Origin of the sequence: Tsukamurella sp. USMM236 (assembly GCF_037148755.1) — a bacterium.
Classification (GTDB): domain Bacteria; phylum Actinomycetota; class Actinomycetes; order Mycobacteriales; family Mycobacteriaceae; genus Tsukamurella.
In genome coordinates, this window is record NZ_JBBCSS010000016.1 from 1 (window position 1) to 2033 (window position 2033).

The 2033-nt window shown below is 63.9% G+C and carries 3 protein-coding genes; 2 read left to right on the forward strand and 1 reads right to left on the reverse strand.

Translation table 11 applies throughout. The annotated features are described in order from the left end of the window. Window positions 1-349 precede the first annotated feature (349 nt). A complete protein-coding gene (locus WFK95_RS24655) occupies window positions 350-520 on the reverse strand; it encodes a hypothetical protein (RefSeq protein ID WP_336672294.1) in 171 nt (56 codons plus the stop codon). 107 nt (window positions 521-627) lie between these two features. Between WFK95_RS24655 and WFK95_RS24660 the strand changes: the two genes are divergently transcribed. After that, entirely contained in the window at window positions 628-1101 is a 474-nt protein-coding gene (locus tag WFK95_RS24660) for a helix-turn-helix domain-containing protein (protein ID WP_336672295.1), read from the forward strand. 56 nt (window positions 1102-1157) lie between these two features. Further along, window positions 1158-1946, forward strand: coding sequence for a site-specific integrase (locus WFK95_RS24665; protein WP_336672296.1), 789 nt, complete (start codon window positions 1158-1160; stop codon window positions 1944-1946). Window positions 1947-2033: the final 87 nt, after the last annotated feature.

Sequence of the window (2033 nt, forward strand, 5' to 3'; positions counted from 1 at the left end):
CGGAGCGGAGGTTGTTGTCGTAGATGGTGCTCATGGGTGGATTCCTTCTTCTAAGTGGACGTTCCATGTGGCGGTTTCACCGGTTTTGTCTGTGTGCCCGGCGGCATTGGCTCGGTCGGCGGCGGGGATGCGTGCGGCGGCACGCTGTAGTCCACGCTCAAGCAATGTCCCGTAGACGAACTCCTCGAGGGACTGCCCCGGGCCCGCAGTGCGCTGGTACGCCGTGATCAGTCGGCCAACCTTGGCAACACCCCAGCTCTGACCCGCGAGTGCGAGCAGACGGTCGGCTTCGGATCGAAGGTCGGCGCAGGATCCGCCGGATGGGTTCGGGGTGACGTCGAAGCCCGTGTTAGGCAGCTCCTTGTTCGAGTCGCGCCACATAGTCCGCGATCTGCTTGTCGGTGCTGAACCGGCGGGAACGGATCGTCACCGAGGCCAACTCGCCGGTCTGCCATAACGAGAACACCGTCGATCGGCTCACGCCGCCGAGCTGAGCGCTCACGCTCTTCCAGTCGTGCATCTTCTCTCCAATCAGTGCCTACGTTCGTAGGTGCTGTGTGCCTACGTATGTAGACGGTACTGATTCATATGGACGTATGCAAGCGATGTCACGTATCGTGTGCACGCATGGACACCGAACCGATCACGCTGGGGGAATCGCTCGCGCGCGGAATTAGGCAAGTGCGAGCTGCGCGCGGGTGGAGTCAGGCCGAGCTTGCGGCGGCATCGGGCTTGAGTCGCAACCTGGTCTCGAACCTTGAGCGCGGGAGGTCATCGGGGGGTGCGGATTCCGATCCGCAGCTGTCGACCCTCATTAGAATCGCTGAGGCGCTGAGGGTTTCACCCTCTGAGCTCCTATTTCCGCCCAATGATCCGCAACAGCTGGTCCGATTCGGCCCAGAGCTATTGGAGGCACGGGCTGCATGGTGGAGGTTTGCGGGCTTTAGCGCGGCAGCCATGGAGCCAATGACTAGAGAATACGAGGAGTACCTGAAGAGTAAGAACGAGACGTTGGCATCAGGGCTGGATGACGCCGCAGACATACTGAACGAAATACTGCGGATGGCGCGCGATCTCAAGGCCCGGGCTGCTGATGACTAGGCAGCAGCTTCCATGCGGGATCCCTATTTTGCCGTTCTCCGGGGTGGTGACCTCTGATGGCTAAGCGGGCCAACGGCGAGGGCAGCGTCCGGCAGCGGCCGAACGGTTCGTGGGAGGGGCGCGTCTCGTACGTCGATCCCGCCACGGAGCGGCGCCGGTCGGTGTCCGTGTATGCGGCCACGGCGAAGGATTGTCGGGCGAAGCTGAAGGCGGTGCTCGAGAGGATCGAGGGTGGTCGGCCGGCGCAGGATGCGAAGATGACGGTCGGTTCGTGGGTCAGGGTGTGGCGTGAGACGTCGCTGCCGGCGTCGCCGAGGAAGCCGTCGACTCGGGAGCTGTACTCGTTGCTGGCGAAGAAGCACCTCGAGCAAGGGCCCATCGCGGCGGTGACGTTGGACAAGCTGAAGCCGACGCACGTCGAGGCGCTACTCGTCCGGTTGCACGACAACGGCCTCGGCGACACGTCGGTGCGGAACGTGTACGGCGTGCTGCGGGCGGCGCTCGACGTGGCTGTCCGTGACGACCTCCTTGCGGTGAATCCGGCGGCGAAGGTGAAGAGGCCGGCGGTGGAGAAGCGGGAAGCCGCGTACCTGCCGACGACCGACGTTTCCCGACTGATCGGTGAGCTGGATGGGTTGCGGTATGCGTTGGCGATCGTGGTGCTGGCTGCCACTGGGATGCGCCGCGGGGAGGCCGCCGCACTGCGTTGGTCCGACGTCGACCTCACCAAGGGAGCTGTCACGGTGTCCGGCACCGTCTCGCGGCTGGACGGGAAGTTGGTGCGCACGCCCCCGAAGACCTCGCGTTCGCGGCGCACCATTCGGGACTGGTGCACGGTTAGGTGACATCTGATCTGGCTTGCCCCGGGAGGGCGGCCTGGAAGGATGACTACTGTGCCTAAGCCTTATCCGAAAGAGTTCCGTGATGATGTG

What these genes read in the sequence shown, in the direction of transcription:
- WFK95_RS24655 (WP_336672294.1), bottom strand. Translation starts at nt 520, where the DNA reads ATGCACGACTGGAAGAGCGTGAGCGCTCAGCTCGGCGGCGTGAGCCGA.
- WFK95_RS24660 (WP_336672295.1), top strand. Translation starts at nt 628, where the DNA reads ATGGACACCGAACCGATCACGCTGGGGGAATCGCTCGCGCGCGGAATT.
- WFK95_RS24665 (WP_336672296.1), top strand. Translation starts at nt 1,158, where the DNA reads ATGGCTAAGCGGGCCAACGGCGAGGGCAGCGTCCGGCAGCGGCCGAAC.